General features: G+C 62.4%; 26 protein-coding genes. 15 read left to right on the top strand and 11 right to left on the bottom strand.

All coding sequences use genetic code 11. The annotated features are described in order from the left end of the window. Positions 1-4: 4 nt before the first annotated feature. The 14 genes from HOY34_RS08515 to HOY34_RS08580 all read left to right on the top strand — a co-directional run bounded on the left by HOY34_RS08515 (position 5) and on the right by HOY34_RS08580 (position 13,130). Positions 5-406: a YNQ4 family lipoprotein gene (locus tag HOY34_RS08515; protein ID WP_172361827.1), complete on the top strand. Its 402-nt coding sequence runs from the start codon at positions 5-7 to the stop codon at positions 404-406. Positions 407-476: 70 nt separating this feature from the next. Then, the gene (gene nuoH / locus HOY34_RS08520) at positions 477-1,514 is read left to right on the top strand and encodes an NADH-quinone oxidoreductase subunit NuoH (RefSeq protein WP_172361828.1); all 1,038 of its coding nucleotides are present in this window, start codon (positions 477-479) and stop codon (positions 1,512-1,514) included. Positions 1,515-1,519: 5 nt separating this feature from the next. After that, positions 1,520-2,014 carry an NADH-quinone oxidoreductase subunit NuoI gene (gene nuoI / locus HOY34_RS08525; protein WP_172361830.1) on the top strand — a complete coding sequence of 165 codons (495 nt, stop codon included), beginning with the start codon at positions 1,520-1,522 and terminating at the stop codon, positions 2,012-2,014. Between the two features lie 21 nt (positions 2,015-2,035). Next, positions 2,036-2,506, top strand: a complete 471-nt coding sequence (locus HOY34_RS08530; RefSeq protein ID WP_172361831.1) for a carboxymuconolactone decarboxylase family protein — start codon at positions 2,036-2,038, stop codon at positions 2,504-2,506. After that, complete coding sequence (locus HOY34_RS08535; RefSeq protein WP_172361833.1) at positions 2,503-3,105, top strand: NADH-quinone oxidoreductase subunit J; 603 nt, start codon at positions 2,503-2,505, stop codon at positions 3,103-3,105. Before HOY34_RS08530 ends, HOY34_RS08535 begins: the two co-directional genes overlap by 4 nt. A gap of 3 nt (positions 3,106-3,108) precedes the next feature. After that, positions 3,109-3,651, top strand: a complete 543-nt coding sequence (locus tag HOY34_RS08540; protein WP_172361835.1) for a hypothetical protein — start codon at positions 3,109-3,111, stop codon at positions 3,649-3,651. Then, positions 3,648-4,163: a hypothetical protein gene (locus tag HOY34_RS08545; protein WP_172361836.1), complete on the top strand. Its 516-nt coding sequence runs from the start codon at positions 3,648-3,650 to the stop codon at positions 4,161-4,163. Before HOY34_RS08540 ends, HOY34_RS08545 begins: the two co-directional genes overlap by 4 nt. Positions 4,164-4,192: 29 nt before the next feature. After that, positions 4,193-4,498 (top strand): NADH-quinone oxidoreductase subunit NuoK, encoded by a 306-nt coding sequence (nuoK, locus tag HOY34_RS08550; RefSeq protein ID WP_172361838.1) that lies wholly within the window; start codon positions 4,193-4,195, stop codon positions 4,496-4,498. Positions 4,499-4,502: 4 nt separating this feature from the next. Continuing rightward, positions 4,503-6,902, top strand: a complete 2,400-nt coding sequence (gene nuoL, locus HOY34_RS08555; protein ID WP_172361839.1) for an NADH-quinone oxidoreductase subunit L — start codon at positions 4,503-4,505, stop codon at positions 6,900-6,902. A 15-nt stretch (positions 6,903-6,917) separates the two neighbouring features. After that, positions 6,918-8,477 (top strand): NADH-quinone oxidoreductase subunit M, encoded by a 1,560-nt coding sequence (locus tag HOY34_RS08560; RefSeq protein ID WP_172361841.1) that lies wholly within the window; start codon positions 6,918-6,920, stop codon positions 8,475-8,477. A 12-nt stretch (positions 8,478-8,489) separates the two neighbouring features. Continuing rightward, positions 8,490-9,947, top strand: coding sequence for an NADH-quinone oxidoreductase subunit NuoN (nuoN, locus tag HOY34_RS08565; protein WP_172361843.1), 1,458 nt, complete (start codon positions 8,490-8,492; stop codon positions 9,945-9,947). Next, positions 9,937-10,665 carry a biotin--[acetyl-CoA-carboxylase] ligase gene (locus HOY34_RS08570; RefSeq protein ID WP_172361845.1) on the top strand — a complete coding sequence of 243 codons (729 nt, stop codon included), beginning with the start codon at positions 9,937-9,939 and terminating at the stop codon, positions 10,663-10,665. The genes nuoN and HOY34_RS08570 overlap by 11 nt, the downstream gene beginning before the upstream one ends. Positions 10,666-10,683: 18 nt before the next feature. Next, positions 10,684-11,457, top strand: a complete 774-nt coding sequence (locus HOY34_RS08575) for a type III pantothenate kinase (protein WP_172361847.1) — start codon at positions 10,684-10,686, stop codon at positions 11,455-11,457. Further along, positions 11,454-13,130, top strand: a complete 1,677-nt coding sequence (locus tag HOY34_RS08580) for a ribonuclease J (RefSeq protein WP_172361849.1) — start codon at positions 11,454-11,456, stop codon at positions 13,128-13,130. Before HOY34_RS08575 ends, HOY34_RS08580 begins: the two co-directional genes overlap by 4 nt. Before the next feature lie 172 nt (positions 13,131-13,302). Here HOY34_RS08580 and HOY34_RS08585 read toward each other — a convergent pair whose 3' ends face one another. The 9 genes from HOY34_RS08585 to pyrC form a co-directional block, all read right to left on the bottom strand. After that, a complete protein-coding gene (locus HOY34_RS08585) occupies positions 13,303-14,307 on the bottom strand; it encodes an LLM class flavin-dependent oxidoreductase (protein WP_172361851.1) in 1,005 nt (334 codons plus the stop codon). Continuing rightward, positions 14,273-14,761 carry a paraquat-inducible protein A gene (locus tag HOY34_RS08590; RefSeq protein ID WP_172361853.1) on the bottom strand — a complete coding sequence of 163 codons (489 nt, stop codon included), beginning with the start codon at positions 14,759-14,761 and terminating at the stop codon, positions 14,273-14,275. The genes HOY34_RS08585 and HOY34_RS08590 overlap by 35 nt, the downstream gene beginning before the upstream one ends. A 72-nt stretch (positions 14,762-14,833) precedes the next feature. After that, a complete protein-coding gene (locus HOY34_RS08595; RefSeq protein ID WP_172361855.1) occupies positions 14,834-15,208 on the bottom strand; it encodes a hypothetical protein in 375 nt (124 codons plus the stop codon). A 15-nt stretch (positions 15,209-15,223) separates the two neighbouring features. Then, positions 15,224-15,970, bottom strand: coding sequence for an ABC transporter ATP-binding protein (locus tag HOY34_RS08600; protein WP_172361857.1), 747 nt, complete (start codon positions 15,968-15,970; stop codon positions 15,224-15,226). After that, positions 15,967-16,755: an MlaE family ABC transporter permease gene (locus HOY34_RS08605; protein ID WP_366926936.1), complete on the bottom strand. Its 789-nt coding sequence runs from the start codon at positions 16,753-16,755 to the stop codon at positions 15,967-15,969. Before HOY34_RS08605 ends, HOY34_RS08600 begins: the two co-directional genes overlap by 4 nt. Further along, a complete protein-coding gene (alr, locus tag HOY34_RS08610) occupies positions 16,752-17,801 on the bottom strand; it encodes an alanine racemase (RefSeq protein ID WP_172361859.1) in 1,050 nt (349 codons plus the stop codon). The genes HOY34_RS08605 and alr overlap by 4 nt, the downstream gene beginning before the upstream one ends. 174 nt (positions 17,802-17,975) lie before the next feature. After that, complete coding sequence (locus HOY34_RS08615; RefSeq protein WP_172361860.1) at positions 17,976-19,481, bottom strand: replicative DNA helicase; 1,506 nt, start codon at positions 19,479-19,481, stop codon at positions 17,976-17,978. Positions 19,482-19,753: 272 nt separating this feature from the next. Further along, positions 19,754-20,431: an orotate phosphoribosyltransferase gene (locus HOY34_RS08620; protein WP_172361862.1), complete on the bottom strand. Its 678-nt coding sequence runs from the start codon at positions 20,429-20,431 to the stop codon at positions 19,754-19,756. 34 nt (positions 20,432-20,465) lie between these two features. Beyond that, positions 20,466-21,509 (bottom strand): dihydroorotase, encoded by a 1,044-nt coding sequence (gene pyrC / locus HOY34_RS08625; RefSeq protein ID WP_172361864.1) that lies wholly within the window; start codon positions 21,507-21,509, stop codon positions 20,466-20,468. A gap of 196 nt (positions 21,510-21,705) precedes the next feature. On the opposite strand from pyrC, the gene HOY34_RS08630 reads away from it, so the two are divergent. Next, positions 21,706-22,107, top strand: coding sequence for a lysozyme inhibitor LprI family protein (locus HOY34_RS08630; protein WP_172361866.1), 402 nt, complete (start codon positions 21,706-21,708; stop codon positions 22,105-22,107). 204 nt (positions 22,108-22,311) lie between these two features. On the opposite strand, the gene HOY34_RS08635 is transcribed toward HOY34_RS08630, so the two are convergent. Both HOY34_RS08635 and HOY34_RS08640 read right to left on the bottom strand, forming a co-directional pair. Then, a complete protein-coding gene (locus HOY34_RS08635) occupies positions 22,312-23,352 on the bottom strand; it encodes a hypothetical protein (protein WP_172361868.1) in 1,041 nt (346 codons plus the stop codon). A 667-nt stretch (positions 23,353-24,019) separates the two neighbouring features. Then, on the bottom strand, positions 24,020-25,240 hold the full coding sequence (locus tag HOY34_RS08640; RefSeq protein WP_172361870.1) for an acyl-CoA dehydrogenase: 1,221 nt from the start codon (positions 25,238-25,240) through the stop codon (positions 24,020-24,022). Positions 25,241-25,275: the final 35 nt, after the last annotated feature.

A 25,275-nucleotide genomic window follows, 5' to 3' on the forward strand; every position in this document is an offset into this window, starting at 1 on the left:
AGGAATGCGCCAGGCCCTCTCAACTGCGCTGGTCGTGACTGCCCTGGCGGCGGTTGCGGGCTGCGCATCTGAGAGTGATCAGGTGCAAGAGGCTGGAAAGAAAGAATATCTCGGGATCCAGACCGTGCTGCTGCAAGGCGATATGGTCAGCTTTCGCGTCGCCATAAAGGGCACGCAAGAGGGCAGGGATCTTGAGGACTACGCCCGCTGTGCGGCGGCGCAATATGCGCTGATCCGGGGCGCGGGATTTGCCCGCCATGTGCGGACAAATGTGGCGAAGTCGGGCGGCACGATCCGGGGCGACTCGGTCTGGCTGGTCTCGGCGGCGCTGCCGCGGGGCATAAAGACGATTGATGCCGAGGTGACGGTGCAGGATTGCGGCGCCCTTGGCATACCGACGGTCTGAGGGGCAGCGCCCCCGGACGAAAGGCATAAGACAGCGGTCCCTTAAGACGGACTGAGAGGACGGTAGAAAGATGGACGGATTTTTCTCGACGGGGCTTGGCACGGCGGTCATTCTGATCGCCCAATGCCTTGCGGTGGTCGCCTTCGTCATGATCTCGCTGATCTTCATGGTCTATGGCGACCGGAAGATCTGGGCGGCGGTCCAGGTGCGGCGCGGCCCGAACGTGGTTGGCCCCTGGGGGATCCTGCAGACATTTGCGGATGCGCTGAAATATGTGCTGAAGGAAATCGTCGTGCCTGCGGGCGTTGACCGCCCCGTCTACTTCCTGGCGCCGCTGCTGTCCTTCATCCTGGCGCTGCTGGCCTTCGCGGTGATCCCCTTTGATTACGGCTGGGTGCTGGCCGATATCAACGTCGCCATCCTCTTTGTCTTCGCCGTCTCCTCGCTTGAGGTTTACGGCGTGATCATGGGCGGCTGGGCCTCGAACTCGAAATACGCCTTCCTGGGCGGGCTGCGGTCGGCCGCGCAGATGATTTCGTATGAGGTCTCGCTTGGCCTGATCATCATCGGCCTGATCATCTCGTCCGGCTCGATGAATATGTCCGACATCGTGCGGGCGCAGGACACCGGCTATGGCATGCTGGGCTGGTACTGGCTGCCGCATTTCCCGATGCTGGTTCTGTTCTTCGTCTCGTCGCTGGCTGAAACCAACCGTCCGCCCTTTGACCTTCCCGAGGCTGAATCGGAACTGGTTGCGGGCTTCATGGTCGAATATTCCTCGACGCCCTATCTGCTGTTCATGGCCGGCGAATATATCGCCATCTTCCTGATGTGCGCGCTGATCTCGCTGTTCTTCTTCGGCGGCTGGCTGTCGCCAATCCCCGGCATCGCTGATGGCTGGTGGTGGATGGTTGCCAAGATGTGGATGTGGTTCTTCATGTTCGCAATGGTGAAGGCCATTGTGCCGCGCTATCGCTACGACCAGCTGATGCGGATCGGCTGGAAAGTGTTCCTGCCGCTGTCCCTTGGCTGGGTCGTTCTGGTGGCATTCCTTGCAAAATTTGAGGTGCTTGGCGGCTTCTGGGCCCGCTGGGCGATCGGGGGCTGAGGCAAATGGCCAATATCGACTGGAACCGCGCCACGCGCTATTTCCTGATGGTGGATTTCATCAAGGGCTTTGCGCTTGGTATGAAGTATTTCTTCAAGCCGAAGCCCACCATCAACTATCCGCATGAAAAGGGGCGGCTTTCGCCGCGCTTCCGTGGGGAACACGCGCTGCGCCGCTACCCGAATGGCGAAGAGCGTTGCATCGCCTGTAAGCTTTGCGAGGCGATCTGCCCGGCCCAGGCGATCACCATCGACGCGGAACCGCGCGAGGATGGCTCGCGCCGCACCACGCGCTATGACATCGACATGACGAAATGCATCTATTGCGGCTTCTGCCAGGAGGCTTGCCCGGTCGATGCCATCGTCGAGGGCCCGAACTTCGAGTTTTCGGCCGAGACCCGTGAAGAGCTGTTCTACACCAAGGAAAAGCTGCTTGATAACGGCGCCCGCTGGGAGGCCCAGATTGCCCGCAATCTGGAACTCGACGCGCCCTATCGCTGAACCCGGAAAGGCGGCCCAGAGATGACCGATGCCTATGCCAAAATGCTGAGCCAGATGATGGAAAGCGGCCAGGAGATGCTGCGCAGCTTCAACCCTGCGCTGGCCTCGATGACCGAGGGCATGTCTGGCATGGCAGATGGCATGAAGGCGGGTGGCATGACGGGGGCATTCGACAAGCTGTTCCCGACCATGCCGGCCGATCTGATGGAGATGTGGTTCGGCAAGACCTTTAACCGGGAAGGGCTGGACAGCCGCACCCGGCTTTTGGTCACCCTGGCGGGGCTGGCGGTTCAGGGCGCGGCTTTGCCCGGCGGCCCGGCCGAGCCGCAGATGAAGGTGACGATCCGGCACGCGCTGGAATCGGGTGCCACCGAACGCGAGATCGCCGAGGTGATCTGGCAGATGAGCATGTTCGGCGGCTTGCCCGCCATGCGGCAGGCGCTGGATATCGCCCAGGCCGTCTTTGACGAGAAAAAGGAAGACAGCAAATGACCGTCGCGGATTTTGCCTTTTACATTTTTGCGGCGGTGGTTGTCGGCTCGGGGCTGATGGTCACGATCAGCCGCAACCCGGTGCATGCGGTGCTTTGGCTGATCTCGGCCTTTGTCGGCGCAACCGGGCTTTTCGTGCTGCTGGGGGCCGAGTTCATCGCCATGCTGCTGCTGATCGTCTATGTCGGCGCGGTGGCTGTGCTGTTCCTTTTCGTGGTGATGATGCTGGATGTCGATTTCGCCGCGCTTAAAGGTGAGATGGCCCGGGCCATGCCGCTTGCTTTGCTGATCGGGGTGATCCTGCTGATGCAGATCGGGATCGCCTTCAGCGCCTGGCGGGTGTCTGGCAATATGAGCCTCGCCAACCCGACCCCGGGCGATATCGACAATGCCCGCGCGATCGGCCTGCTGGTCTATGACCGTTATATCTATCTGTTCCAGGCCTCGGGGCTGGTGCTGCTGGTGGCAATGATCGGCGCGATCCTGCTGACGCTGCGTCACCGCACCGGGATCCGTCGCCAGAACGTGCTGCATCAGATGTGGCGCGACCCGGCTGAAACAGTCGAGATGAAAGACGTCAAGCCGGGGCAGGGGCTCTGATCCATGATCCGCCGGGGCATCATATTCGCAGGTTTTGCAGCATCGCTGGCGGTTACGCCTGCGATGGCCTGTTCGCCTGCCGAGCTGGTGCCGATGGCGGGCGTGCAGCGCGGCGCGGGCTGTGAGGCCAGCTGGAATGCCTCGCCCTATGATATGGCGCAGGTGTCAAAGGCGCGGGTGCTGGCCCCTGGCTTCGTGATCCAGACCATGACGGTCGGCAATGGCTGTATGGGCAGCCGCTCTTTTGTGGTGCATGACTGTGCCCGCAGTGAAAGCCTGGTGATCGGCGGGGCGGGATATGATCTCTATGCCCCCGAAGCCGACCGCAAAGATACCGCGCTTGAAGGCAGGCTGAGCCGGGCAGCAGGGCGGAAAAACACCGATCTTGCCGCGCTGCGCAGGCTTGCCAGCCGCCATGGGGCGAATGATTTTCAGCTGGTGGCGCAGGGCGCAACCATTGATCTGGGCGGGCGCAAAGTCAGTTTCGAATGCGGTTGCAAGACCCTCTTCCCGGCAAAGGCGCCGGAAAACGGGGGGGCGCTATGAGATTGCCGCTTGCTGCCCTTGTGACCTGGCTGGCCGGATCGGCCCATGCTCTGACGCCGCTGCCGCCTTGCGGGGGTGTCGAATCCGGCATGCAGACCGGCCCGGTGGCCTGGGCCGAGGGCACCGGCCTCGTGTTTGAAGGCTACAGCGTGATCTATGACTATGGCAGCGACCATCACGCCGCGCCGCAGCTGATCGCGCCAGAGGGCCTGGACGGGTTTTCGGGCAGCCGTGTCACCCATTGCGCCTCGGGGCGGATGGTGGCGATAGCGGCTGAGGCTGACAGCTACAAACTGGCCGAAGTGCTTGGGGCGACTGAATTTCTGCGCAAGGCGGTGCAGGGAAAGCGCCGGGCGACGGCCGGACAGATGACGCAGGCGGCGAAAGCCGTCTATGGCAAGGTGCTGGAGCTTCGTGACAACGAAGAGACCTGCGCCTGCAACACTTACTTTCCTGAGCTGCGTCCCAAAGGGATGATCCCCTTTGCCGATCGCAGCACAGAGGCACAATAACGGGCGAGAGCGCCTGAGGGACGGATGAGATGGTAGGAATTGAACATTACATCATGGTGGCGGCGACCCTGTTCGTCATCGGCATCTTCGGGCTCTTCCTGAACCGGAAGAATGTGATCGTCATTCTGATGTCGATCGAGCTGATCCTTCTGTCGGCGAATATCAGCTTTGTGGCCTTTTCGTCGTATCACGGCGATCTGACCGGGCAGATCTTCACGCTTTTCGTGCTGACGGTCGCCGCAGCCGAGGCTGCCATTGGCCTTGCCATCCTCGTCGTCTTCTTCCGCAACCGCGGAACGATTGACGTCGAAGACGTGAACGTGATGAAGGGCTGAGAGAATGGTTCAGATTGTCTTTTTCGCTCCGCTGATCGGGGCCATTCTTTGCGGCTTCGGCTGGAAGGTGATCGGTGAGAAACCGGCGCAGATCCTGACCACGGCTGCGGTATTCCTGGCCGCCGCGCTGTCCTGGGTGATCTTCCTGGGCTTCGACGGCGTGACCGAGCACCACACGCTTTTGCGTTGGGTGGAAAGCGGCACGCTTTCGACTGAATGGGCGATCCGCGTTGACCGTATGACCGCGATCATGCTGGTTGTGGTGAACTCGGTCTCGGCTTTGGTGCATCTCTATAGCTTTGGCTATATGGCGCATGACGAGAACTGGACCGATGATGAGCCTTACCGGGCCCGCTTCTTCGCCTATCTCTCGTTCTTCACCTTTACCATGCTGACGCTGGTGACGGCAGATAACCTCTTGCAGATGTTCTTCGGCTGGGAAGGGGTGGGGGTCGCCTCCTACCTGCTGATCGGCTTCTATTGGAAGAAACAATCGGCGGGCGCTGCCGCGATGAAGGCTTTCATCGCCAACCGCGTTGGTGACTTCGGCTTCATCCTGGGGATCGCCGGGCTTTACCTGCTGACGGATTCGATCCAGTTCGATGAGGTCTTTGCAAAGATCCCCGAGCTGACCGAGACCACCGTCCGCTTCCTCTGGACCGACTGGAATGCCGTCAATCTGATCGCTTTCCTCTTGTTCGTCGGCGCGATGGGGAAATCGGCGCAGCTGTTCCTGCATACCTGGCTGCCGGACGCGATGGAGGGGCCGACGCCCGTTTCCGCGCTGATCCACGCGGCAACCATGGTGACCGCGGGCGTATTCCTCGTGTGCCGCATGTCGCCGGTCTATGAATATGCCCCCTATGCGACGGGCTTCATCACGGTGCTTGGCGCGACGACCGCCTTCTTCGCCGCGACCGTTGGCCTGGTGCAAAACGACATCAAGCGGGTGATCGCCTATTCGACCTGTTCGCAGCTGGGCTATATGTTCGTGGCGGCAGGCGTTGGCGCCTATCCGGTGGCGATGTTCCACCTCTTCACGCATGCCTTCTTCAAGGCGATGCTGTTCCTGGGCGCGGGCTCGGTGATCCACGCGACCCATCACGAGCAGGATATGCGCTGGTATGGTGGTCTGCGCAAAAAGATCCCCTTCACCTTCTGGATGATGATGATCGGCACGCTGGCCATCACCGGCGTCGGTATCCCGCTGACCTATTACGGCTTCGCAGGCTTCCTGTCGAAAGACGCCGTGATCGAAAGCGCTTATATCGGCTCGAACTATGCTTTCTGGATGCTGGTGATCGCGGCTGGCATGACCAGCTTCTATTCCTGGCGCCTGATGTTCCTGACCTTCTTCGGCGCCAACCGCGCCGATCAGAAGCCGCATGATGACCATGCGCATGGTCATGATCACGGCCATGCCAGCCACGGCCACGATGATCATGCGCATGAGGACCACGGGCATGATGACCACGGCCACCATCACGAGCCGCATGAAAGCCCGCTGGTTATGCTGATCCCGCTGGCGGTGCTCTCGCTGGGTGCGCTGTTCTCGGGGATGCTGTGGTATAAGGTCTTCTTCGGCGACGAAGAAAAGATGCGCGACTGGTTCGGGATGGAGCAGCTGACCGCCCATCACGTCGAAGAGGCGCATGCTGAGCCTGCCGCAGATCATGTCGTGGCCGGGGAAACCGAACATGCCGCGACGACTACAGATATGACTGAGGCTGATGCAGCCGCAGCCCAGGCCCAGGCCGAGGCGCTGGCAAATGTTGACGCTGGTGTCACCGACCCGGGTGAGGCTGTCGAAGCGGGCGATCACGCAACCGCCCATGACGCGGCCCATGACGCAGCCCCCCACGACGCCGCCCATGGTGTGGCCCCGAAAGGCGCGCTGCTGATCCTGCCCTATGGCGCCGAAGAGCAGGCGATTGTCGACACCCGCGTGGACGCGAAAAAGGTCGAGGCTTCGGGCCATGCCCCGAACACGATCATCGCGGCCGCGCATATGGTGCCGTCCTGGGTCAAGGTTTCGCCCTTTATCGCAATGGTGATCGGGCTGATCCTGTCCTGGCTGTTCTATATCAAAAACCCGTCCTGGCCGGGCCGGCTGGCGCGCCAGCAGCGCCCGCTGTATCTGTTCCTTCTGAACAAGTGGTATTTCGACGAGGTCTATACTTTCGTCTTCGTCAAAGGCTCGAAAGCGCTTGGCCGCCTGTTCTGGAAAAACGACGTCAAAGTTATTGACGGCACCATCAATGGGGTGGCTTTGGGGATCGTTCCCTTCTTCACCCGCCTCGCGGCCCGCGTTCAATCGGGCTTTGTCTTCCACTATGCCTTCGCCATGGTGCTCGGGATTGTTGCCCTGGTCACCTGGATGACGCTCTTCGGCGGCGCCAAATAAGGAGGCGCGAGATCCATGGCACATCAACTTATCAATATCATCCTCTTCCTGCCGCTGGTTGCGGCGCTGATCATGGCGCTTTTCCTGCGCGGCGATGATGAGTGCGCCCAGGGCAATGCCAAATATCTGGCGCTCTTCGCGACGATTGCGACCTTCCTCGCCAGCCTCTTCCTGCTGGCCGAGTTTGATCCGTCGAATACCGATTTCCAGTTCGTCACCGAGGCGGACTGGATCCTTGGCCTGAAATGGCGGCTTGGCGTTGACGGGATCTCGATCCTTTTCGTCATGCTGACCACCTTCCTGATGCCGCTGGTGATCTGGTCGGCCTGGGATGTGTCAAAGCGCGTCAAGGAATATATGATCGCGTTTCTGGTGCTGGAAAGCCTGATGATCGGCGTGTTCTGCGCGCTGGATCTGGTGATGTTCTACCTCTTCTTCGAGGCAGGGCTGATCCCGATGTTCCTGATCATCGGCATCTGGGGGGGCGTGAACCGCATCTATGCGGCGTTCAAATTCTTCCTCTACACCTTCCTCGGCTCGGTGCTGATGCTGGTGGCGATGATCTTCATGTATATGGATGCAGGCACCACCTGTATCGGCGCATGTGGCGATGGCCAGGTCTCGCTTCTGACCCATACCTTCAGCTTCGAGGCCTTTGATCTTCTGGGCATCCATGTCGTCGGCGGCGTGCAGACGATGCTGTTCCTTGCCTTCTTCGCCAGCTTTGCGGTGAAGATGCCGATGTGGCCGGTTCATACCTGGCTGCCCGATGCCCACGTGCAGGCACCCACCGCAGGCTCGGTGATCCTGGCGGCGGTGATGCTGAAGATGGGCGGCTATGGCTTCCTGCGCTTCTCGCTGCCGATGTTCCCGGTGGCCTCTGATATGCTGGCACCGCTGGTCTATTGGATGTCGGCGATTGCGGTGGTCTATACCTCGCTGGTGGCGCTGGTGCAGTCGGATATGAAGAAGCTGATCGCCTATTCCTCGGTCGCCCATATGGGCTATGTGACCATGGGGATTTTCGCGGTCAATCAGCAGGGTGTTGACGGCGCGATCTTCCAGATGATCAGCCACGGCTTCATCTCTGGTGCGCTCTTCCTTTGCGTGGGCGTGATCTACGACCGGATGCATACCCGTGAGATCGACGCCTATGGCGGTCTGGTGAACCGGATGCCGGCCTATGCGCTTGTCTTCCTCTTCTTCACCATGGCGAACGTCGGTCTGCCGGGCACATCGGGTTTCGTGGGCGAGTTCCTGACCATCATGGGGATCTTCCAGGTCAATACCTGGATCGCCTTCTTCGCGGCCTCGGGGGTGATCTTCTCGGCGTCCTATGCGCTGTGGCTTTACCGCCGGGTGATCTTTGGCACGCTTACCAAAGACAGCCTGAAACTGATCACCGATATGACCACGCGTGAGAAACTGGTCTTCGCGCCGCTGGTGGTGATGACGCTGTTCCTCGGCATTTACCCAAGCGCCGTGACCGACATCATCGGGCCGTCTGTGACCCATCTGATCGAGAACTTCCGCGCAGCTCTGCCCGTTGTGGCAGAGCAGGCCGCGATGCACTGAGGAAGCGCGACAATGACCGCAGTTGATTTCAACATCGTCCTGCCCGAGGTGATCCTCGCGCTTTATGCGATGGCGGCGCTCATGTTCGGCGTCTTTACCGGCAAGGACAAAGTGGCGGTGCCGCTGGTCTGGGCCACGGCGGGGCTGTTCGTGGCGCTTGCGCTCTGGATCGGTTTCGCGGGCGAGGGCGAGCGGACAGCCTTCCACGGCATGTTCAATGACGACCCCTTCGCCCGTTTCGCCAAAGTGGTGATCCTGGCCTCGGCGGCAGCCGTCATCGTGATGAGCCAGGACTATATGGCGCGCTACAATATGCTGCGCTTTGAGTTCCCGGTGATCATCACCCTGGCCGTGACCGGCATGATGATGATGGTCTCGGCGGGCGATCTGATGGCGCTTTATATGGGGCTGGAGCTGCAGTCGCTGGCGCTTTACGTGACCGCCGCGATGCGCCGTGACAGCGCCAAATCGTCAGAGGCGGGGCTGAAATACTTCGTGCTTGGCTCGCTTTCTTCGGGGATGCTTCTGTTCGGGGCCTCGCTGGTTTACGGCTTTACCGGCACCACGGCTTTTGACGGGATCTCGGTTGCGCTGCAGGATGATGTCAGCCTTGGCCTGCTGTTCGGTCTGGTGTTCATGCTGGCGGGTCTGGCGTTCAAGATCTCGGCCGCGCCCTTCCATATGTGGACGCCCGACGTTTATGAGGGTTCGCCCACGCCCGTCACCGCCTTCTTCGCCACCGCGCCCAAGGTTGCGGCCATGGCGCTGATCGCGCGGCTGGCCTGGGATGCCTTTGGCGCAATCCCCAGCCAATGGGGCCAGGTGCTGGCGGCAATGGCGGTGCTGTCGATGTATCTGGGCGCGATTGCGGCGATTGGCCAGAAAGACATCAAGCGTCTGATGGCCTATTCCTCGATCGCCCATATGGGCTATGCGCTGATTGGTCTGGCGGCTGCGACCACGGGCAATGCCGATCAGGCCGTCCAGGGCGTGCAGGCAACGCTGATCTATATGGCGATCTATGTGACGATGGGCGTGGGGTCTTTCGCCTTCATCCTGTCGATGGAGCGTGATGGCCGCCCGGTGACCGATATTGCCAGCCTGAAAATGCTGTCAAAATCAGAGCCCCTGAAGGCGCTGGCGCTTCTGGCTTTGTTCTTCAGCCTTGCAGGCGTGCCGCCCTTTATCGGCTTCTACGCCAAATTCGCCGTGCTGAAAGCGGCGGTCGATGCGGGCATGGTCTGGCTGGCGGTGGCGGGCGGTATCGCCTCGGTGATCGGGGCCTTCTACTATCTGCGCGTCGTCTACTTCATCTACTTCGGCGACAGCGAAGACCCGGCGCAAAGCCGCATGTCTCCGGTGCAATGGGTGCTGATGATGGCTGTGGCGGCGATCCTGGTGCTGGGGGCGATCAACCTCTTTGGCATCGAGGGCCCGGCCCTTGCAGCGGCGCAATCCCTTGTGCGCTGATAACACGGAACGGTTGGAGCTGGCTTCGGTCGACTCCACCAATCTTGAGGCCTTCCGGCGGGCTCCCGATCTTCGGGGGCCCCTGTGGATTCTTGCGGGCGAGCAGACGGCAGGCAAGGGCAGGCGGGCGCGTCCCTGGTCCAGCCCGCCCGGCAATTTCTATGGCAGCCTCGCGCAGCGCCTGGATGAGCCGCCCGCAAGCCTTGGGTTGCGCAGCTTCATCGCGGCGCTGGCGCTTTACGATGCCTTTGTCGCGGTCGTCGGTGACGGCACCGGATTTGCGCTGAAATGGCCCAATGATGTGCTCTTGAATGGCGGCAAGCTGACCGGGATCCTGCTTGAGGCCTCTGGCCCGGTGCTGGTGATCGGCATGGGGATCAACCTGATCCACGCCCCCCCCGCCAGCGCCGTCGAGCCTGGTGCCGTGCCGCCCGTCTCTTTGCTGGGGGAAACCGGGGTGCGCGTTACGCCCGGCCAATTCCTTGATGCGCTGGCCCCCGCCATGGCCCATTGGGAGGCGGTCTTCCGCCATGAGGGCTTTGCCCCGATCCGCAGCGCCTGGCTGTCGCGGGCCGCGCGGATCGGCGAGAAGATCATCGCCCGCACCGGATCTGAAACCCGTGAGGGAATTTTCGAGACCATCGACCAGGACGGAAACCTGGTTCTGCGCATGGCCTCTGGCACCGTTGCCATTCCGGCGGCGGAAGTCTTTTTCTGAAACCGACGGGGCAGAGCCATGCTTCTCGCCATTGATTGCGGCAACACGAATACCGTCTTTGCGATCTGGGACGGCACGCGCTTTCTTGCCACCTGGCGCATCGGCACCGATCACAAGCGGACGGCGGATGAATACTACGTCTGGCTGTCCTCGCTGATGATGCTGAACGGGATCGAGCCGAAGATCGAAGAGGTCATCATCTCATCGACCGTGCCGCGGGTGGTCTTTAACCTGCGGGTGCTGTCGAACCGCTATTTCGACTGCCGCCCGCTGGTGGTCGGTAAGCCCGAATGCCTGCTGCCGCATCAGCCGCGCGTCGATCAGGGCACCACGGTCGGCCCCGATCGTCTGGTCAATACCGCAGGGGCCTTTGACCGTCATGGCGGCAATCTGGTCGTGGTCGATTTCGGCACCGCGACCACTTTCGATGTGGTCGATACCGATGGCGCCTATATCGGCGGCGTGATCGCGCCGGGGGTGAACCTGTCGCTTGAGGCGCTGCATATGGCCGCCGCCGCGCTGCCTCATGTTGATGTGACGCGGCCGCAGCAGGCGATTGGCACGAATACGGTGGCCTGTATGCAGTCTGGCGTGTATTGGGGATATATTGGCCTTGTCGAAGGCATTGTGCGTGCGATCCGCCAGGAGAGAGATCTCCCGATGAAGGTGATCGGCACCGGCGGTCTTGCGCCGCTCTTCGCCCAGGACACGGAAATTTTCGACTCGATTGAGGACGATCTGACCATGCATGGCCTCGTCCTGATCCATGACTACAACAAGGAAAACGCATGAAAAGCGAACGGCTGATCTACCTTCCCCTCGGTGGTGCCGGTGAAATCGGGATGAACGCCTATGTCTACGGCTATGGCGCCCCCGGGAAGGAGAGGCTGATCCTCGTCGATATGGGGGTGACCTTCCCCGATATGGATGGTGCGCCCGGCGTCGAGGTGATCATGCCCGACATCACCTGGCTGGAGGAACGCGCCTCGCGGCTTGAGGCGATCTTCATCACCCATGCCCATGAGGATCACATCGGCGCGCTTGGCCATCTGTGGCCAAAGCTGAAGGCAAAGGTCTATGCGCGGAAATTCACCGCCGCGATCGGCAAGCTGAAACTGGATGAGCTGGGCCATCCGACGGATGCGATTGTGACGGTGGGGGCGCGGCCTGACGTGGTCGAGGCGGGGCCGTTTAAGGTGCAATTCGTGCCGCTTTCGCATTCGATCCCGGAATCGGCGGCGCTGATCATCGACAGCCCGGCGGGCCGTGTGGTGCATTCGGGCGATTTCAAGCTGGACCGCTCGCCCGTGGTGGGTGAGCCCTGGGATGATGCGCTGTGGCAATCGGTGGCTGATGAGGCCCCGGTCAAGGCGCTGATGTGCGACAGCACCAATGTCTTCTCGACCCATCCGGGCCGCTCTGAGGCGACTTTGGCGGAACCCCTGGCCGAGCTGATCAAGGCCTCGGACGGGATGTTCGTGGCCACTACTTTTGGCTCGAATGTGGCGCGGCTGAAGACGCTGGCCGATGCGGCGGTGGCGGCGGATCGCACGATCTGTGTGATGGGGCGCTCGATGAAGCGGATGCTTTCGGTTGCCCAGGCGACCGGGGTGCTGACATCCTTCCCGCGTGTGGTTTCGACCGAGGACGCGCTGGAGATCCCGCGCGCCAATCTGATGCTGCTGGTCACCGGCAGTCAGGGCGAGCGGCGGGCGGCAGCGGCGGCGCTGTCGCGCGGCAAATATCTGGGCCATGAGCTGAAGCGGGGCGATACTTTCCTCTTTTCCTCACGCACGATCCCGGGGAACGAAAAGGGCGTCTATAAGATCTGGAACGAGTTTTCCGAGAAGGGCGTCCGGGTCGTTGATGATGCGGGCGGGCTTTACCATGTTTCCGGCCATGCGAACCGCCCGGATCTGGAGCATGTCCACCGTCTGTTGCTGCCCGATATGCTGATCCCGATGCATGGCGAGCATCGCCATCTGACCGAACATGCGCGGATCGGCTCGGAGGGGGGGATTGCCACCCAGGTGGCTGTGAACGGCATGATGGTCGATCTGACCGGCGAGCATCCGAAGGTCGTCGAATATATCGAGACGGGGCGGCTTTATCTGGATGGCACCGTGTTGATCGGGGCGCTGGATGGGGTGATCCGCAACCGGATCCGCATGGCGCTGAACGGGCATGTGCTGGCGACGGTGATCCTGGATGAGGCGGGTGAGCCTTTGGGCGAGCCCTGGGTCGAACTGATGGGCCTGACGCCGCGCGGCAAGGGCGGGCGCGATCTGGCCGAGACGATGGAGGCCGAGCTTGACGAATGGATGGGCCGCGCCGGACGTAAGGTTTTGAAAAACGACGAGAAGGTCGAGGATGACATGCGCCGCATCATCCGCCAGGTCGCGGTGGAAGAGATCGGCAAGAAGCCAGAGGTGACGGTGGTCGTCTCGCGGCTGTTGCCGGAATAAGCGCGGCCCGTCTTTCCAGGTGGTCGTCTTTCCAGGTATTCGTCTTTTCAGGTATTCTCTGTGCAAAAGCCCCCGAGCCGATGGCCCGGGGGCTTTTGCACAGAGCGGGGGGCACTGTCTTTCGCTTTGCTCAGACAGTGCGGGCCCGCCTGGACGTACTGTTGGAGAGGTGTCAGGCGGGGGTGAGGCCCCAGGCTTCTGCGGTCAGTGCAAGCGAACGGCGGCGGGCCTCGGGATCCCAGATGTCGGAGACGATGATGAATTCATCGGCGCCGGTGCGGGTTTGCAGCGCCTGCAGCCCGGCCTTGACCTCTGACGGGGTGCCGACCACGGTGCAGCCCAGCATGCGCTGAACCTGGGCCTGCTCGCGCGGGGTCCAATAGGTGTTGATGTCGTCGATTGGCGGCTGCGACAGGCCGCGATGACCGCGGAAAATGCCGGTAAAGCTCATTTGGGCGGTGGTGAAGAGGCGATGCGCCTCGGCCCGGGTCTCGGCGCAGATCACATTGACGCCGACCATCGCATGGGGCGCTTTCAGCTGCGACGAGGGCTGGAAGCGCGAGCGGTAGATATGCAGCGCATCATCCAGGTAATCGGGTGCGAAATGCGAGGCAAAGCCATAGGGCAGGCCCAGTTGCGCCGCCAGCATCGCGCCGAAATCCGAGGAGCCCAGGATCCAGAACGCCATTTCCGCCCCGGCGGCTGGCCAGGCGCGGACATAGCCTGGCTCGTCTGCGGGGGCGAACCAGTTCATCAGCTCGATCACCTCCTGGGGGAAGCGGCCTGCCGCGGCGGGGGGCGTGCGGATCGCCTGCAGCGTTGCCTGATCGGTGCCAGGCGCACGGCCCAGGCCCAGATCGACCCGGCCGGGATAGAGGGCGGCGAGGGTGCCGAATTGCTCGGCGATGATATAGGGGGCGTGGTTGGGCAGCATGATCCCGCCGGAACCAATACGGATGCGCTTGGTATGCTGCCCGGCATGGGCAAGCACGACCGAGGTCGCCGCCGAGGCGATGCTTTCCATATTGTGATGCTCGGCCACCCAATAGCGGTTGAAGCCAAGACGGTCGGCATGGGTGGCGATGCCCTGGGCCTCGTGCAGCGCGTCGGCCGCGTCAAAGCCTTCGCGCACGCGGACGAGGTCAAGAAGAGAGAGCGGGATCGGATTTGTCTGCATGGGCGGCGCTTTCCACATGATTTCCGTGAGCGAAATCGCGGGCGGCAGCCCAGGCGATCAGCACAGAGGTAAGCACGCAGGCGGTGAAAAGCCAGAGGCCCCAGGCGGTTTCTATGGTGACCCAGCCGGCCCCTTTGGCGATCACGATATAGATGGCGATCAGGAAGACATCGGCCATGGCGAGTTTGCCAAGGATCTGCAGCGCCGGCAGGGTGGCGCGCGACAGCAGGCCAAACTGCACCAGCGCAAGGCCAATGGTTTTGGCATAGGGCGCGAAGATCGCCAGGAAGGTGACCAGCAGCGCAAGCCCCGCATCCGCGCCCCATAGGGACTGCAGCCCGGAGATCACCGAGATCTCATCCATGCCGAAGATCGGCAGCAGCGCCGCCCGCATCAAAGGCGCAAACCAGGCGACGGGGAAAAGGATCAGAAGGGTAAGATTGAGCCAGCGCATGCCGGGCAGATTGCACCGCTTTGCGCCCGGGTCAAGCTGTCCTATGCGCCCCTGAACTGCAGGGCAGGGGCTTTAGCCAAGCGCGCGGACCAGCGCCACCACAGAGGCGATCAGTATGGTAACCAGATGCGAGACAACCCAGGCATGCGCCCAGACCGGGCTGGGCCAGCGGTTCCAGACATGGCGCGCCCAGGCCACCAGCACCGAAAACCACAGCGTGACCGAGGCGATGACCGAAATCGATTGCATCACCGGATCTGCAAAGTGCACTGGCATCGTCATCCAGATGACAGCGATAACCGCCAGGATCGTCAGCCGAACCGCGCCCCCGTGACGGCGCCGCACCCCCGTCAGCCCGGCAATCGCCACCACCACCGGGAAAAGGATCAGCAGCCAGTGCATGATTGGCGAGGGCGTCAGCAGGCGGCGCAGAAACTCATTCTCCATCACATTCCCCCTGGTTCAGCGCACAGAGGGAATCGGGCCATCGGCGCGACCATGGATGAATTGCTGCACGTAAGGGTCTGATGTTGCGTCCATTTCGGCGACGCTTCCGGTCCAGCGCACCACGCCGCCATGCAGCATCGCCACCTTGTCGGCGATGGACCGCACCGAGGTCATGTCATGGGTGATCGTCATTGCGGTCGCGCCCATCTCGGTCACGATCTCGCGGATCAGCTCATTGATGACGCCCGACATGATCGGATCAAGCCCGGTGGTTGGCTCGTCAAAGAAGATGATTTCCGGCTCGGCGGCGATGGCGCGGGCAAGGCCCACGCGCTTTTGCATGCCGCCCGACAGCTCGGCCGGGAAGAGATCGGCGACCTGGGGGCCAAGGCCAACCCGGCGCAGCTTTTCAATGGCGATCTCACGTGCCTCGGCTTTGGGGCGCTTCAGGCGGCCGCGCAGCAGGCGGAAGGCGACATTTTCCCAAACGCTCATCGAGTCGAAAAGCGCCGCGCCCTGGAACAGCATGCCAAAGCGGGCCAGAAAGGCGTCGCGCTCATGGGTGGTGACATCCTGGCCGTCAAGCGTGATCGAGCCGCTGTCCGGCGTAACCAGCCCCAGCACCGATTTCAGCATCACCGATTTCCCGGTGCCCGAGCCACCGATGATCACCATGCTTTCGCCGCGGGCGATGGTCAGATCGACGCCGTTCAGCACCTTATTCGGCCCAAAGGCCTTATGCACATTCCTGAGTTCGATCATGCCGAGAAGAAGACCTCTGTCAGCAGGTAATTGGCAGCCAAAATCAGAACGCTGGCCGCAACCACGGCAGCCTTGGTGGCAGCCCCCACGCCCTGCGCCCCGCGCCCCGAGTTCATACCATGCCAGCAACCCATCAGCGCCACGATAAAGCCGAAGGCCGCACCTTTCACCAGACCCGAGCCGACATCCCAGACCTGCAGGAAATCAACGGTGTTTTTGAGGTAAGTGGCCGAGTTGAAATCCAGCCGCGTCACCCCCACCAGCCAGCCGCCCATGATGCCGATGGAATCGCCGACAGCGACCAGCACGGGCAGGGTCAGCGTGGCCGCCAGGATCCGGGGCGCGACCAGGTATTTCATCGGATTGGTCGAAAGGGTGGTCAGCGCGTCGATCTGCTCTGTCACCTTCATCGTGCCGATCTCGGCGGCGATCGAAGATGCGACCCGCGCCGCTACCATCAGCCCGCCCAGGACCGGCCCCAGTTCACGCGCCATGCCGATGGCGACGATCTGCGGCACCACGGCCTCGGCGCCAAAGCGGTTGCCGCCGGCATAGATCTGCAAGGCCAGTGCGCCGCCGGTGAAAATCGCGGTCATGCCGACCACGGGCAGGGAAAACCAGCCGATCTGCATGACAGCCTGGCCGAACTCGCGCCAGTAAAAGGGCGGGCGGAAGATATGGCCGACCGCCTGGGCCGCAAAAAGGGTGATCCGCCCGATCAGCGCCAGAAACTCCAGCACCGGACGCCCGAGGCCCGCCAGAAATCCGCTCAGGGCATTGGTCACGCGCGGGTCTCCAGGTAGCGGCGGGCATAGCGTTTGCCAAGGCCGGTCAGGATTTCATAGCCGATGGTTCCGGCCGCATCGGCCAGATCATCAACAGATTGCTGCGGGCCCAGAATATCCAGGGTTTTGGGGATCTCGCGCAGATGGGTGATGTCGACGGTGATCAGATCCATCGAGACCCGGCCGATCAGCGGGCAGGGCGTGTCGCCATCCCACAAAACGGCATTGTTCGACAGCGTGCGGGGCAGGCCATCGGCATAGCCCGCCGCCACGGTCGCAATGACCGAGGGCTGCTCTGGCTCCCAGGTGGCGGAATAGCCGACCACCTCGCCCGGCACCACGTCGCGGGTCTGGATCACGGGCAAAGACAGGGTGACGACACGCTCGGACAGCTCAAAGGGGCGGCCGCCGTAAAGACCGATCCCGGCGCGGGTAAGGTCGAAATGATATTTCGGTCCCAGCAAAATGCCGCCTGTCGCGGCAAAGCTGCGCGGGATGCCGGTGCCATCGGTCATGGCGTGAAACGCCTCCAGCTGTGCCTGGTTCATCGGGTGATCCGGCTCATCGGCGCAGGCCAGATGGCTCATCAGCATGACGGGCCCGGCTTCGATCAGAATGGGCGCCACCGCCTCCCATTCGACGGGTTCAACGCCAAGCCGGTTCATGCCGGTATCCAGCTGCACCCCGAAAGGATGGCCCGGAAGCGCCTCAAGATGGCGGGTGATCTGCTCAAGGCTGTTCAGCATCGGCGTCAGTTCGAGATCATTCAGCATCTCGGTATCGCCCGCCATATGGCCCGACAGAATGTTGATCTGCGGCCCCGGTCCAAGCGCCTGGCGCACCACGGCCCCTTCTTCAGCCGCAGCCACAAAGAAACGCCGCGCCCCGGCCCAAGCCAGAGCCCTTGCCACCTTGCCAGCCCCAAGCCCATAGGCGTCGGCTTTAACAACTGCGGCTGTCTGCACCTCGGGTGCTGACAGGCGATCCAGCGCTCGCCAGTTGGCGGCGATGGCGTCAAGATCAATGGTAAGGGTCGCTGTAGCCATGATAGCGTCTTCCTGGCATCTGGAAATCTGGGGTCAAGGGAAAAGCGCCGCGCGAATGGTCAGTTCGGAAGCCTCCGGCGGGGATATTTAGAGACAGATGAAATGATAAGGTCTTTCATCTGTCCTTAAATATCCCGGGGGTAAGGGGGCAGAGCCCCCTTGCTGCGGCAACCATCAAAAGCCGCCATCGGGGCCTGCGCCGCCATCCCAGGGCCGCGCGAGGTTGCCAAAGCGGGTGAAGCGGCCCTCGAATGACAGCTCGACCGAGCCGATTGGACCATGGCGCTGCTTGCCGAGGATCACCTCTGCCTTGCCATGGCATTGCTCCATGATCTGCTGCCAGGCGGCCATTTTTTCCAGCTCGTGATCGCCAGGCTTTTCGCGCTCTTTGTAGTATTCCTCACGGTAGACGAACATCACCACATCGGCGTCCTGTTCGATCGAACCGGATTCGCGCAGGTCTGAGAGCTGCGGGCGTTTGTCCTCGCGGCTTTCCACCTGGCGCGACAGCTGCGACAGCGCGATCACCGGCACGTTCAGTTCTTTGGCGATTGCTTTCAGGCCTTGCGTGATCTCTGACACCTCCTGCACCCGGTTCGCCTCAGAGCTTTTCGATGAGCCCTTCAGAAGCTGCAGGTAGTCGATCATCAGCACATCCAGCCCATGCGTCCGCTTCAGCCGCCGCGCCCGCGCCGCGACCTGGCTGATCGGCAGCGCAGGCGTGTCGTCGATGTAAAGCGGGCAGCTTTCCAGCGATTTCGCGGCATCGACGAAGCGGCGGAACTCATGCTCGGTCATATCGCCGCGCCGGATCTGCTCGGACGGCACTTCGGAGGCCTCAGACAGGATCCTCGCCGCCAGCTGTTCGGCGGACATCTCGAGCGAGAAGAAGCCGACCACACCGCCCTCGACCGCGCCTTCATGCCCGTCGGGCTTGCGGCCGCGCTTATAGGCTTTGGCGACGTTGAAGGCGATGTTCGTCGCCAGCGAGGTCTTCCCCATTGAGGGACGCCCGGCCAGGATGATCAGATCGCTTTCATGCAAGCCGCCCATCTTCTTGTCGAGGTCAATCAGCCCGGTCGAAATCCCCGCCAGACCGCCGCCGCGCTGATAGGCGGCGTTTGCCACATTGACGGCATCGGTTGCGGCCTTGAGGAAGCTTTGGAAGCCGCGCTCGGCCACGCCCTGTTCGCCCAGCTTGTAAAGGCGCTGCTCGGCCTCGGTGATCTGGGCGCGGGGCTCTGAATCGATATCGACCTTGCCCGCGCGGTCGGCGATATCTTTGCCCAGCTGGATCAGCTCGCGCCGGACCGCCAGGTCATAGATCATCTGCGCGTAATCGCGCGCCGCGAAAGCCGAGATCGCCGCGCCCGCAAGCCGCACCAGATAGGCCGCGCCGCCCAGTTCCTTCAGCCCCTCATCCTCTTCGAGGAAGGCTTTCAGCGTGACCGGAGAGGCGAGCGCGTTCCTTTGGATGCGCGAGGCGGCGATGTCGAAAATGCGCCGGTGCACCGGGTCAAAGAAATGCTCGGTTTTGACCACGCTGGCGATGCGGTCATAGATGTCGTTATTGACCAGAATGGCGCCCAGCAGCTGCTGTTCGGCCTCGATATTTTGCGGCAATGCCTCGGCCACGGTCGGCGCCGGCAGATCGCTGCGGATTTTAGCGACTTCGTTCATATTCACCTGCCCATCAAGGGATCATCTTTAGCCTGTCAGGGGCCTGTGACGCAATCACCTGACAGATCTGTGGACAACTCGCCCTGTTCACCATGCCACCCGTTGCCCCGGCGCAGGTCCAGGCGTGGATAAGCCACAGCATACCATATGCTGTGGCTTTATGCGGGATAAATGTCAGCTGTTGCGATTCGAATTCGCAAGGACTGGCCAGGGGGCGGGGAAGAAAACGGAAACTTTCCCGTTCCTGCCTGACCGATTGGCGGATTTACGCCTTACTTTGCGCGGGCGGCCTGCCAGCCACGCGGATCGTTGAGGAATTCCTCAACCCCGGCCAGCGTCTCGGCGTCAAAGCTGCCCTGGGCGCGGGCCTCGGCCAGCATGTCCCACCAGGTGCAAAGGTAGGAGAGGCTGACGCCATGTTCGGCCAGCCGCGCCTCGGTCTCTTTGAAGATGCCGTAGTAGAAGATCACGGTGGTGTGGTTGCAGGTGGCCCCGGTCTCGCGGATCGCATCGACGAAGCTCAGTTTCGAGCCGCCGTCGGTGGTCAGATCCTCGACCAGCAGCACGCGCTGGCCCTCGGTCATGGTGCCCTCGATGCGGGCATTGCGGCCGTAACCTTTGGGCTTTTTGCGCACATAGGTCATCGGCAGCGCCAGCCGCTCGGCCACCAGGGCTGCGAAGGGGATGCCCGCCGTCTCGCCACCGGCGATATTGTCGAAGGCCTCGAAGCCCGCTTCACGCATCACCGTCACCGCCATGAAATCCATCAGCATCGAGCGGATGCGCGGATAAGAGATCAGCTTGCGGCAGTCGATATAGGTCGGCGAGGGCAGGCCAGAGGCAAGGGTAAAGGGCTCGCGCGCGTTGAAATGCACGGCGCCGATCTCAAGGAAGGCGCGGGCGGTCAGACGGGCGATTTCTTCTTTCGTCGGAAAGGCGGCGGGGATCATTTCTGCGCTCCTTGGAAGGGGGGTGGCGGGCTGCTCAGCGCTTGACCGACCAATGGATGGGGAAGCCCGGATTGAACACGGTCACCGGGCCTGCGCCGGTTTCGATCTTTTCGGGGAAGGTGGTCGGCGCATCCTGTCTGACAAGCTGCATCCGGGCCTGATTGACGGGCAGGCGGTAGAAGGCGGGCCCATTTTCCGAGGCGAAGGCCGACAGCCGATCCAGCGCGCCCTCTTCCTCGAAGATATGCGCCAGCAGCGGCATGGTATTGGTGGCGGTGAAACAGCCCGCGCAGCCGCAGGCATGCTCCTTCAGCGCGTCGATATGGGGCGCGGAATCGGTGCCAAGGAAATACCGCGGATTGCCCGAGGTGGCGGCGCGGCGCAGCGCCAGGCGGTGCTTTTCGCGTTTCGCCACCGGCAGGCAGTAGTAATGCGGTTTGATCCCGCCGACCAGGATATGGTTGCGGTTGATGATCAGGTGATGGGTGGTGATCGTCGCGCCCAGATTATCGCCACCTTCGGCGGCATAGGCGACGCCCTCTTCGGTGGTGATATGCTCCATCACCACGCGCAACCCGGGCAGGCGACGGCGCAGCGGATCGAGGATGGTGTCGATAAACACCGCCTCACGGTCGAAAATGTCGACCTCGGCGGTGGTCACCTCGCCATGGGTGCAAAGCGGCAGGCCGATCTCGGCCATCTTCTCAAGCACCGGCATGACGCGGTCGAAGTTGCGCACCCCGGAATGGGAATTGGTGGTGGCCCCGGCGGGGTAAAGTTTCACCGCCTTGACCAGCCCCGAGGCGGCCGCCGCCGCGACATCGGCGGGATCGGTGTCCTCGGTCAGGTAAAGCGTCATCAGCGGCTGGAAATCCGCGCCCTCGGGCAGGGCGGCCAGGATCCGGTCGCGGTAGGCGGCGGCCTGTTCGGCGGTCACCACCGGCGGCACCAGATTGGGCATGATGATGGCCCGGGCAAAATCGCGGGCGGTTTCGGGCAGGATGCCTTGCAGCATCGCGCCGTCACGCAGATGCAGGTGCCAGTCATCGGGGCGCGGGATGTCGAGGTGCTGAATCATAGCGCAGGGGCTAACGGAAAGCCGCGCAAATTGCCAGAGGATCTGCGGCCCTCTTCCGGGCCAGGAGCGGGATCAAGGCTGGCAGCAATGCCCGTTTTCGCCTATAGGCCGGATGCCCGGCGAGGGGGCAGATCGCAGTCAGAGATTGCAGGCCATTTCAACCCATCCCCCCGGTTACACAGGATCGGAGATCATCATGCGTTTGTCTGTCGCTTTTGCCCTTGCCCTTTGGGCGCTGCCCGCCGCCGCAGAGCAGGTGGATTGCGAGGCCGCGCTTTCGACGGCGGATATGCTCAGCTGTGCGGATGCCGCTCTGAATGAGGCTGATACCCGCCTTGAGGCGCTGCAGGGTGAGGTGGCAGCTTTGCTGCAGGTGGCCGAGGCCGATATGTCGCCCGGCTTGCGTGACGGGACTGTGCAGCTTGAAAAGGCGCAAGAGGCGTTTCTGATCTACCGCGACGCTGCTTGCCGGGTTGAGGGCTGGCCGATGCGGGGCGGCTCTGGCGAGCCCTTGCTGGTATATGGCTGCATGTTGCAAATGACCCTGCAGCGGATCGCAGATCTAGAGGCATTCCTTGAGATTATGAGGGATTACTGAACCGCGGTTGCCATTGTCGCAGCACCTCCGGGGACACAAAAGATCAGACCCCTGTGAAGCGGGCAGGCATCAAACCGGGCAGACATCGGCCAGGGCCGCTGATCTGCGGGACCGGCCGGCATAGGCGGTGCCGGTCTGGGCAGTGCCGGTCTGGGCGGTTTTGGCCTGAGCGGTTTTGGGCGGTTCTGCGCGCGCGGGATCCTGTTAAAGGCCCTGGGCCCGGGCTGGGGATGCCTGTTGTTGCCCAGCCTGTTGTTGTCCAGCCTGCTGCTGGGCAGGGCGCGGGGCAGGCGGGCGTCCGGCATTGCGGGCGGCCTTCTGGCGGGCCTCAATCTCGGCCAGGCGGCGTACGAAACGCCGGGCGCTCAGCCGGGTTGCGCCAGCCCTGCAGATCACCTCTTCAAAGCGGCTGCGCCCATTGGCCACTGCTGTTGCCATCAGTCGCTTCAGATAGGCTGCTGATCCGCGCCGCGCCCGCCAGAGATCTGCAAAAACCTGCGAGGTCAGCGTGCCTGCCATCGCATGGCCGATCACCTTTTCCAGGATGCCAGCGCTGCCAAGAATACGCTCGGGATGTTCGCCGGCAAAGCGGGTGGCGAAGATGCTGACCCATGGGCGGCGGAACAATGCGGCATGGGCATTGTCTGCGGCAACCGTTGGATCGTGGATCAGCCAGACCTGCGACGCGCCCTCGGTCATATCGGGCGCATAGCCATAGCGTGAGGTGAAATCCAGCCTGCGGGTGGCGGGGTTGCGATGATCCCAGCCGGTCAGGGACGGATCCATCGTCGCGCGTGGCGACAACAGCAGCGCCCGCGCCCCGGGGGCGGTGACCACATAGCAGCCCGCCGCATAGCCAGAGGGGCCGGTCCCATAAAACAGCACCTGGTCGAAATCATCGAAAAACGCATCGTCGACCAGGCGGTCGAAATAGCCCCAGACCTCTGGCGCACGCCAGAATGTCTCGCCCTCGGCGATCAGGCACAGAAGCGACCAGCCATTTTTCCGCGCAATCTCCATCCCCTCGGGCAGGGTGTCAGGGCGGGCGCGGATCTGCTCGGCCTGTTCGAAGGTTACCAGAAGGGTGCTGCCGGTTTCGGCGAAAAAAGCCCAGTGTTTGTCGCCCAGCGGGTCGAGATAGCCGTCGTCTTCGGCGATCCCCTCCATCGCGGCAAGCCATTCTGCCCCGGGACGCGACGCGAGGGCGTCGGATGGCGCGGGACAGGGGGCAGTAGGGCTGGACATTTTTCTTCCTGTGTCTTGCTGTTGGGCTACGGCCTGAACATTTACGATACCAAAACTTACGTTCCGGACCCGGTAAGCAAGCGATAGCTGACGGGCCTGGGGGCGCGCTGCGCCAGAGTGGGAAATGCGGCCAAAACCGATGGCCAGAACAGAAAGCCCGGTCACTCTTGCTGCAAACCGGTTAACATCAGGCTAACCGTGGAGCAGTCATTCCGCAAAAGGAAACGGGGCCCATCCGGTTACAAAGGCGTGAGACCGCAGGGATGTCAGGCCAGAGAGAGATATCGGATGCCTTTCCCCTGCAGACAAGCCTGTGGCGGCCCCGCAGGCGGGTAATGTTCAGAAAAATTTTGTTTCCGAAATGGCAATTCTGCCGATGCGTTTCCCGGCTGGGGCGCGGTCGGCTGGGGCGCGGTCGGCAGATGCGGGGCACGCAGAGCGGGCCGTGGGAAAGCTGTTGGGGGCGGCTTGTTGGGGGCAGGCCGGGTGCAGGTTGGGGCGCGGGGTCAGAACGGGGCGCGACCAGTCGGCCCGCCCCGTTGATGATGAAATACCCACTGTAACTCTGTGGCCCCTCAGCCTGGGCCCTTGGTCTGGCCGCCCGGGGACGCCCCCGATTGCCCCGGGCCAACTGCGGCTGCGGGGCAAGGCAGGTGTTGCGACTGGCTCAGAAGAACGCCTGCAGCCCGGTGATCGCACGGCCAAGGATCAGCGCGTGGATGTCATGCGTGCCCTCATAGGTATTCACGGTTTCCAGGTTGACCATGTGACGGATGACCTGGAATTCCTCAGAAATCCCGTTGCCGCCATGCATGTCACGCGCCCAGCGGGCCGCCTCCAGCGCTTTGCCGCAGTTGTTGCGCTTGATCAGCGAGATCATCTCGGGCGCGGCATTGGCCTCGTCCATCAGACGCCCGACCCGCAGCGAGGCCTGCAGGCCAAGGCTGATCTCGGTCAGCATATTCGCCAGTTTCAGCTGGTAAAGCTGGGTCTGGGCGATGGGCTTCTGGAACTGCTTGCGGTCAAGGCCATATTGGCGCGAGGCATGCAGGCAGAACTCGGCTGCGCCCAGCACGCCCCAGGAAATGCCATAGCGTGCGCGGTTAAGACAGCCGAACGGGCCCTTCAGCCCCTCGACATGGGGAAGCAGAGCATCCTCGCCGACCTCGACCTGATCCATCACGATCTCGCCGGTGATCGAGGCGCGCAGGCTGATCTTGCCGCCGACTTTCGGGGCAGACAGGCCCTTGGTGCCCTTGTCCAGAACGAAGCCGCGGATCTTGCCGCCATGGGCCTCAGACTTCGCCCAGACGATGAAGACATCGGCGATGGGCGCGTTCGAGATCCACATCTTGGACCCATGCAGCACATAGCCATTGGCGGTTTTCTTCGCGGTGGTTTTCATGCCGGCGGGGTCAGAGCCCGCATCCGGCTCGGTCAGGCCAAAGCAACCGATCCACTCGCCCGAGGCCAGTTTCGGCAGGTATTTCTTGCGCTGCTCTTCCGAGCCATAGGCATAGATCGGATACATCACGAGGGAAGACTGCACCGACATCATGCTGCGATAGCCGGAATCGACGCGTTCAACTTCACGCGCGATCAGCCCGTAAGAGACATAGGACGCGCCCAGGCCGCCATATTCCTCGGGGACCGTCACGCCCAGCAGGCCCATCTCGCCCATTTCGCGGAAGATCGACGGATCGGTTTCCTCATTGCGGAAGGCCTCGATCACGCGGGGTTGCAGCTTTTCCTGCGCATAGGCGCGGGCGGCGTCACGGATGGCGCGCTCTTCCTCGGACAGCTGATCGTCCAGGCGGAAGGCATCCTCCCAGTCGAAGCGTGACAGATCGGGGGCGTCTTTGGCTTTCAGTTTCGGGCGGTCTGACATCGGTCTGTCCTCTGGATGACTTTGCGCCATATTGC

Source organism: Pseudogemmobacter hezensis (assembly GCF_013155295.1).
GTDB classification, from domain to species: domain Bacteria; phylum Pseudomonadota; class Alphaproteobacteria; order Rhodobacterales; family Rhodobacteraceae; genus Pseudogemmobacter; species Pseudogemmobacter hezensis.